Genomic DNA, 8,902 nt, shown 5'->3' on the forward strand with positions numbered 1-8,902 from the left:
GCTTACAATTTGGATTTTATCTGGGATTTGATGCTTGCGATTTGTATTTTTAGTTTTTCCCCGGGTCAGGAATTAAAATTTAAGCAAAGGAATTTAAGATATGGATTTTACGAAAATCATCACCGCTGCGCGGGGTGACGCGCCGGTAGACCTGCTGCTGGTCAATGCGAAGATCGTCAACGTCTTTTCCGGCCGGGTCATCGACGGCGCCATCGCCATCAAAGATGGAACTATCGTAGGCTTCGGCGACTACGACGCCGCGAAAACGATGGACCTAAAAGGCCGCTACCTGGCCCCCGGGTTTATCGATTCGCACGTCCACATCGAAAGCTCCATGACCGGCGTCGCCGAATTCGCCCGCACCGTGGCCCCCTGCGGAACGACCACCGTGGTGGCCGATCCCCACGAAATCGCCAATGTGCTGGGTGCGGCGGGCATCGACTACATGCTGCGCTCGGCCGAGGGCCAGCCGGTGAACTGCCTCTTCGCCCTGCCCTCCTGCGTACCGGCCACAGACATGGAAACCGCCGGCGCCCGGCTGGATGCCGCGGACCTGGCACCCTTTTTCGCACACCCGCGCATCGTGGCACTGGCCGAGATGATGAACTACCCCGGGGTGATCTTCACCGACGCCGATGTGATGGCCAAACTGGCCCTGGCCCGCAGCCACCGCCGCACCATGGACGGCCATGCCCCGGGGCTTTCCGGCCGCCAGCTGTCTGCCTACGCGGCCGCCGGCATCGCTTCGGACCACGAGTGCACCCGGGCCGACGAAGCGCTTGAAAAACTGGAGCTGGGCATGCACATCATGGTGCGCGAGGGCACCTGCGCCCGCAATCTGGACGCCCTGTTTCCGATCATCGACGAACATACCTGGCACCGGATGATGTGGTGCACCGACGACCGCCACCCCCACGATCTCCTGGCAGAGGGCCACGTCGACGCGGTGATCCGCATGGCCGTGGCCAAGGGGTTGGATCCGTTGACGGCCATCCGCATGGGAACCATCAACCCGGCCGACTACTTCGGCATCAAGGATGCCGGGGCGATCGCCCCGGGCCGCAGGGCCGATCTGGTGGTTTTTTCCGACCTGGCGGACATCCGCGCAGAAAAGGTGTTTTACCTGGGCCGCCAGGTGGCTGAAAACGGCCGCCTGCTGCCCGGGGTGCAGCGACCGGCCCCGGTGGACGTGCCGCCGTCCATGCGTCTGGATCCACGGGGCCTGGATTTTTCGATACCGGCCAAAGGTCGGCGAATGCGCGTCATCCGGGCCATCGCCGACCAGGTGGTCACACGCTGCGAAATCATGGATGTGACGGAGAAAGATAGCCTGGCCGTTGCCGATACGGCCAGGGACCTAGTCAAAATGTGCGTGGTTGACCGCTACACGGGGCTGGCCCATACCGGTAAGGGATTCGTCACCGGACTGGGGCTGAAGCGCGGTGCCATCGCTTCCAGCGTGGCCCACGACTCGCACAACATTATCGTAGCAGGGGTCACGGATGCCGAGATGCTGGCGGCTGTCTCTGCCGTGGTGGCGATGGGCGGCGGATTGGCCGCCGTCGACGGCGGTGCGGTCCTGGCCGATCTGCCCCTTCCTGTGGCCGGGCTCATGTCCGACCAACCGGTGGAGACCGTCCTGAAACAGATGGACAGGATGATCGCCGCCGCAAGCGATCTGGGCGCCGGCCTCTCCGACCCCTTCATGACCCTTAGTTTTTTAGCCCTTCCAGTCATCCCGGACCTCAAACTCACCGACAAAGGGTTAGTGGATGTCACCCGATTTGAAGTCGTCCCCCTTTTCATTTGACGAAAAGCATATCACTCAACCGCTGCCGCGGTTCAACCCTTCTCAGCAATTGCCGCATCAAATGCCGCCTGCACCTTGGCAGGAAATGGAGTGGCCACCGGCCGCCCCTGTGCATCGCGCAGGGCCCAAACGGTCCGGTGCATGCCGGTGGCGATCTTCATCCGTGAGCCGTCCGCCTCCAGACGGAAATAATCCAGGTGGAAAATCACGCTGCAGGACCGCAGCTCCTTGACAGCCAGGGTGAGTACGAGGCGGTCGAAGGGCATGGCTTCGCGCAGGTGGTCAACGCGGCTCTCCAGGGCAAACAGTTCTCCCTTCTCACCAATACCTGTGAAGCATTCCGGGATCAGTTCGTAGAAGAAGCGGTCGCGGATCTGGCCCTGCCATTCGTAGTAGTTGGCATAATAAATATTGCCCACCAGGTTGGCGTGGGCCAGGGTCGTTTCAAAAGATTGCTCACGCACGATGGGGTGAACAACGGGCCCGGATGGCGCCATGTAAACGACAGGGTCATCCTCGACGTCAAACAGGTGGCCCAACGATTCCGGCAACGGCTCGGGCGTATCCGGCGCGTCGAACTGAGGGCACATATCCTCGATGAACTGGCCGTAGTAGGCCGGATACGGGGCCACTTTTGCTATACCCGGACCGAGGATTTCCACCCAGGTGGTCTGCAGCCGGCAGAATGCCAAGCGCTGGTATCCGCCGCCTTTGAGCATTTTGCGGAAATCGTAGGAGAGGGTCATGGTGGAGTTCTCCGGCCCGCTGTTGTCGGACACCCACATGAGAATCTCAATCTGGTCGCTGGTGCCCGCTTCACCGAGGATCTTCAAGTGGCCGTAATTCGTCACCCCTCCCCAGCGGCCGCTGGCAAACTGATCGGACATTTCCGCCAGCACCGGCCAGGCCGACGCCTCACGGGTGTTTCCCATCCACTTGATGAAGTTGGAGAAGTAAATGGTGCGGCTGAGGTTGGCACTGGGTTGGAAGGTCACCGGCAGCCGCTGCACGAACACCAACTGGCCCTGGGGGCCCCCTTCGATCATCTCGAAAGGGCGGGTCTCATACAAGGGTTCATATCCCGGATAATTTGAGGTCAACAGATGTTCCGGAACCCGCGGCACGGCCTCCGGGGCAACCGTGACGGCCAGCACCTGGGGGTCTCCCCAGGTCAGGCGGATCACCAGCGTAAGCACCTGGATGGACGTCCCGTCGGCACCGCCGCCGGTAAACAAAACCGCCCGGTCCCTTATACTCACCATCCTGAGACTTGCACCGGACCGGCCGCCGGCTTTGGCCAGGGTTTCGGCTGCCGCCCAGACCCGTGTGCCTGCATCGTTCAGGGTCTCTCCATGGTCGATCAGGCTGTCCAGCAGATCCATGCGACCATCGCCCAACAGGCCGCACCAGCCCCTGCGGTCTCTGTCGGTAACGGTGGCCAGGTCACACCCCACCGGCCCGGGCCCGCATACACACATGCAGGTCCGATCTTCGTGGGAGAGAGAAACATCCAAAACGGATGGTGCCACATCGGCAACCACCGGCTTGCCGTTTTCCTGCCACTGGACCGCAAGCGGCCTGCTGTCGACCTCGTATCGTTCGGCCGCGGTAGAAATTGCCCGTTGCATCATGGGCTCCTCCGCGGCCCGCCGTTCCCGCCTGTGCTTGTGATGGATATCGGGGATACAGTCCGATTCCAAGTGGGGTGCAGCCACTGAAAAGAGTCGACAGGCCTCGTCAAGCGCCTGACGCATCATTCGACAATCCCGCCCCCCCGGCGAGACGAGATCGGTCACTGTCGGATAGTCGTCATGGTGCTTGAGAATTCTCAGTCGATAGCCCTGCAGCAGGGCTATCACCGCGCCATCTTCACTCACGGCGGCCACCCGGTATACAAGGTCCCGATCCTCCTGCCCCACGAGCTCCACGTGCACGGTGGCGGGCGAAGCAGTGCCGAAAAATTCAGGGAACAGGTCCATGCGGTCGATGGACACCGGCAGGCTGGTATCCTGGGGAACCAGCAGGGCCGCACTCTGCAGCAGGGTGTCGGTAAAAAATACATCGCCCATGCACAAGCCGGTAGGGTTCTCCTCGCCAAAGGCGGCGATCGACACCTGATCCGCCGGCGTCATGCGGGCGGTAAAGAGCGCTGTCCCGGCTTTCGCACCGGTTTCACGGATATCCCAGATGGTCTGGATGTGCTGGAACCGAGGTCCCTGGAATAGCAGGCTGGGCCGATACAGGTCGGTCTGGGGCACCAGGGGTAAGGCCATGTCCGGACGGGCAACGGTTTCCATCGGTGCGGGGTCGGGCGCCCCGAAGACCAATGTGGCTGAAAAAAAGTCCGACCGGACTCCGGTTCCCTGCTTGACGATACCAGCGTGAACCACGCGTTGGCCGTCGCCGTGAGTCTCGGCCAATATCGCGCGGACGGTGATGTCGGCCCCCGTTTCGGGGTCGACAGTGATCGGCCGCAGAAGGCGAACGTCACGGATATGCACGCGCGACAGATCGGTATCTCCGCAAAGGTAAAGCGCGGCCTGGGCCATGGCCTCCAGCCCGAAAACCGTGGGAAAAAGATAGGATCCCTGGAAATGATGGTCACCCAGGTAAGGATCGCTCTGAAGGGACAGATGCGTTGAGAAAACCACTTCTACACCGGGGGTCAGATGGGTTCGATCCTCCAGGAATCGCCACCCCTGAGGTGCATCGGGCGACACCTGGTTCCAGGTATCCAGCCCCCCCATACGGGCGGTCACCACGGTCTGCCTGCTGCCCGGATCGTGGGTGAAAACCTTGACGAACCGACTGACACCCTCTTCCGTTGGGATTGCATCGATGCCCTTGTCGCGCAGCAGGTCCACGCTGCCCATGCGGGCCCCCATCCCTTCGTCGCGCCAGATGCTGTAGGCCACATCCGCCGTAACGGTCTCGGGGTGATCGGCGGCGAAACCTCGCAGGGCGATGTCCATTATTTCGTTGGAAAAGCCATACCAGCCGTTGCCGGGCATGCCGGTGATGCCGATGATCGACCCCATTCCGACGATCATCTTGGGCGGTGTCGCTTCGAGTGCATCCAGCAGATGCAGCAGACCCAGAACCTTGGGGGCGGTTTCGGCAAAGGCCTGTTCGGGTTTGACCTGGCCGGTGAGTCGCGGCCGGTTGAGCCCGGCACCGTGGATGATCCCGGTAACCGGTCCGAGGCGATCGGTAACCGCCGTCAGCATCGCCGTCACCGCATCGCGGTCGGCCACGTCACAGGCAAAGTAATCGACCACCAGCCCCAGGGCGGCATATTTGTCCAAAAGGGAGCGGATCTCCTGCGACGCGTCGGTTGGCGACCCCTGATCCGGATGCGGTGTCCGCCCCACCAGGGCCATGCGCACGCCGGTTTCACGTGCCACGGCAAGGGCGCACACCGCTGTGATGCCCTTGGCCCCGCCGGTCACGAGAATCACGTCATCGCCCGACCACTGGAGATTCCGTTTTTCATAGGTTGCCGGCTGAGCCAGCCGGGGAGACAGCGTCCGGCGGGTGCGGTCCAAATCGTATCCTACGGCGGCAAATCCGTCCTGGGTGATGGTCTCGGCCAGGGTTTCCCAGGCAATCGTCTCCGCGGGCAGGGCTGGACAGAAATCCAACACACGAACCCGAAGGTCCGCCCGTTCCAGGTGAAGGCTGGATGCCAAGGCCACGGCCCCGCATCGATCCAGTCGTGAGAAGTAAGGATCCCGACCGAAGAAACCACCGCCGAACTGAATCCAGGCCACGGTGGTGCGCCGTCTCGGTGCACTGGACGCCGGCGGCACCGAAGTCAGGCTGGCCCGCATGCGGATCAACCGATGCAGCAGCGCCGATCGATCTTTTTCACCATGACCATTTTTTGGCAAAATGGCCAACAGGTGCGAAAATGACGGATCGTGAACCGCCTCTAAGGCGCCTTCAGCGTCGAAACCATTCACACGGGTGAAGGCCCCCCGTTGAAAAAAATGTGCACCGAGTGCCTCTGCCACATCGGTCGCATCTTCACTGTGAAGAATGAGTATCCGGGCCTTCTGCAAGTCATTTTCAGATCGCAACCGCCAGGTGTCGGAAAACTGCGGATAAGGGGTTTCCACCACTTCCATGCTGAAATTGCGCACCCAGGAAGGCTGGTCGACGGCCATCGCCGATCCTGACCCGGCGCCCCCGACAACGGGATCATGCTGTTCCGCAGCTATCCGGTCCAGGATCTCGCTGATCTGCCGCAGACTGCGCGTGCGCAGGGGTTCCAAGTCCAGGTGAGCCTGAATTCCCACGGCTGAGGCGGTCCGCTGGATCAGCGATTTAAGCTTGTCCGGACCCAACTGAAGGTCCCGCTCAACCTGCAGATCCGGATCTAGGGCGTCACCCGCAAAGCCGGTGATTCCAGCGGCTTGATCGATTAGTTCGGCCAATACATCCGTCGGTGCTACCGCCATGGCCGGCATCGACGCCTGTCCGGCGGCGATCTGTTCTACCACCTGCTCCAGACTTGCATTGGCCAGTGAAGACGCATCCACCCGCCCTAAAACGCCTGCCTCCGCGGACAACCGCGCGATCAGGTCGCCCGCCTTGATGGAATCCAGGTTCAGATCGTCCAGAAGCCGCATGGACAGATCGAGGCTCGATTCGGGAAATCCGGTGATCTCTGATACCATGTCCACCAGCCGACCACTCAGTTCAGCGTGATCAACTGGCGAAGGACCGTCCGTTCTCGGGCCATCGCCGCACAGCCGCTGGGCAGCGTCGGCCAGTTCGCCTAAAGCGGCATTGGCCAGCAGCGCCGGATCGGGAAACCTCACACCGCAAGTCTCTGCAAAGCGGCTGATCAGGTCACCGGCCTTGATGGAGTCCAGGTTCAAATCGTCCAATAGTCGGGACTCCCGGGATAGGCTGTCGGGAGAAAACCCGGTTACATCGGCGATCAACCGCCACAAAATGGCCTGGGCCGGCGCTTGACGATCCGCAGCCAACATCTTTTTTCCCGCCTCACCGGCATCCACCAACCGGGCGTCTGGATCCCAGAAGGCCAGATCCGCCTGCACCACCCGGTTGATAAATGCCCCTCGGGACTCCAGGTAGCGACCCACCAGCGCATCAGGGACACCGGTGAAGGCCTCAGCCAGGATGGGGTGGATGTCGTCAGCCGGCATGCACGCGATGTCGGCGTCATCTTCATCGCTCCGGGGCAGGCTCTCACAGGGATTGACCACAAAGGATTTTTGATCTGCCGGAACAAACGGACGAATCAGCCGGCTTTCAAAAAACACCTCCCAATGGATCGGCACACCTTGGGCAAAGACCGCACCGAGAGCGCGGTTCAGATCCAATGTGCCGCCGGCAGTTCCCTCGACCGGCAGGCATGCCGGCCCTGTTTCACCAAAAATCTCTCCGGTGAGTCCGGTCAACACCCGACCCGGCCCTATTTCGACGAGCAGGTCACAGCCCGCCGCCATGTCCCGGGCCATACGAATAAACTCGACCCTTGACTGGATCTGCCGGGAGAAGTGTTCGTTCAGGCGTTGTCCAGGCGCTATCAAGTTGCCGTCGATGCTGGAAAAGATCCGGCATGCCGCTGCTTCCATGGGTTTCGAAAGCAAGGCCATATCAGCCACCTGCCGGGCGGCATCCGCGCACAGACGGCTGTGAAAAGCGCCTGAAACCGGCAGCGTTCGTGCGCTGATTCCTTGTTCCCCGGCAATTCTGACCATGGCCTGAACCGCCTCCGACTCACCGGAAAGTACGGTCTGGCGGGGGCTGTTGAGGTTGGCCACGGTGAGGTATCCGTTTACCTGCGGTATCAGGGCCCGCGCGGTGGACTCGTCGCAACGCAGACCGACCATGGCTCCCGACACCCCGGATTGATCGGACATGACCAGCCCGCGACGCGCCGAAAATTTCAAAAGGGTATCCGCATCGAATCCACCGGCGGCGAAACAGGCCGTCAGTTCTCCCAACCTGTGTCCACCCACGGCTACCGGACGGATTCCCAAACGGGTGAAAAAAGCAAGCCACAGCATGGAGGCCAGGCAGATAGCCGGCTGGGCGTTTTCGGTTCGGGAAAGCGCACTGAACCAGTGATCTCGATCTTCCGCACCGGGGGCCCGGTCCGTGTCCCGGTATATCAGTCGACTCACCGGTATGCCGGTCAGGTCGCGGGTAATGCTATCTGCCCGCTCCACAAGCGAACGGGCCCACGAAAAACGCTCCACCAGCATCCGGGCCATGTTGAGCTGCTGGGAGCCCTGGCCGGGAAACAGGAATCCGATCCGCGGGTTCTCGACATCCATTCCCAGGTAGATATCGGGTCCAAGAGCAGCGACCGGAACGGCGGTATCGTCGGTCCCATCCTGCCGAAGGAAGGCTTCCAGTTGGGCCAGCCGGGCAACCAGGTCGTCTGGGCAGCCGGCCACGATGGCTGCCCGGATGGATGCATCGGGTGGCAGCTGCCGGCTCAGGTCGGCGGCAAGATCGGTCAGTTCGGCCACGCTGATGCCGCCACCAATCTTGATCAGGTCAGATATGTTTTCCAGCAGGGCTGCCTTGCTGCCGGCACCCATCACCAGCAGTTCACTCTCCTGGGCATGTGCCAGCAGCACCCTTTCATCCATGTGGGGCGCCAGTCGGTCGTCGGGTTGGTCACCGGACACCAGCGTGATGTGGCAGTTGATGCCGCCAAAACCCATTGAAGACACGCCGGCGGCCAGCTGCCTATCGGCAGGCTCCTTCCGGCCCAGGCGAACGGGGTAAAGGCGCCTGGCATCCGAATCGAAGACCTGGTGGGGCTTGGAGCAGGCGGCGGTCGGTGGGACCACCCGGCGGTTGACCGCCATCACGGCCTTGAGCAGTCCACCAATGCCCGAGGCGGCCTTGGTGTGCCCGAGGATGGATTTGAGGGAGGTAATACCGCAGGGACGCAATTGGCCGCGGGGGACCGGGGTCCGCCCCATCACGCGGGCGATGGCTTCCAACTCGGTGCGGTCTCCCACGGTGGTACCGGTGCCGTGGCCCTCGATGAAATCCAGGTCTTCGATGCCATGGGGGGCATGCAGGTAGGCCCGTTCCAGGGAC

The 8,902-nt window shown here is 62.0% G+C and carries 2 protein-coding genes; one reads left to right on the top strand and one right to left on the bottom strand.

Annotated elements, in window-relative coordinates:
• Positions 1-100 precede the first annotated feature (100 nt).
• Positions 101-1,810 (top strand): adenine deaminase, encoded by a 1,710-nt coding sequence (ade, locus tag ABYV26_RS14815; RefSeq protein ID WP_372682129.1) that lies wholly within the window; start codon positions 101-103, stop codon positions 1,808-1,810.
• 32 nt (positions 1,811-1,842) lie between these two features.
• Here the strand turns inward: ade and ABYV26_RS14820 are convergent.
• Positions 1,843-8,902, bottom strand: a 7,060-nt coding sequence (locus tag ABYV26_RS14820; RefSeq protein ID WP_372682130.1) for an SDR family NAD(P)-dependent oxidoreductase, incomplete at its 5' end; no start/stop codon positions are given.

This window comes from Desulfosarcina sp. (genome assembly GCF_041551955.1).
Lineage (GTDB): Bacteria > Desulfobacterota > Desulfobacteria > Desulfobacterales > Desulfosarcinaceae > Desulfosarcina.

Excerpts from the sequence above, each read along its gene's own strand:
- ade (WP_372682129.1), top strand. The coding sequence starts at position 101 with ATGGATTTTACGAAAATCATCACCGCTGCGCGGGGTGACGCGCCGGTA.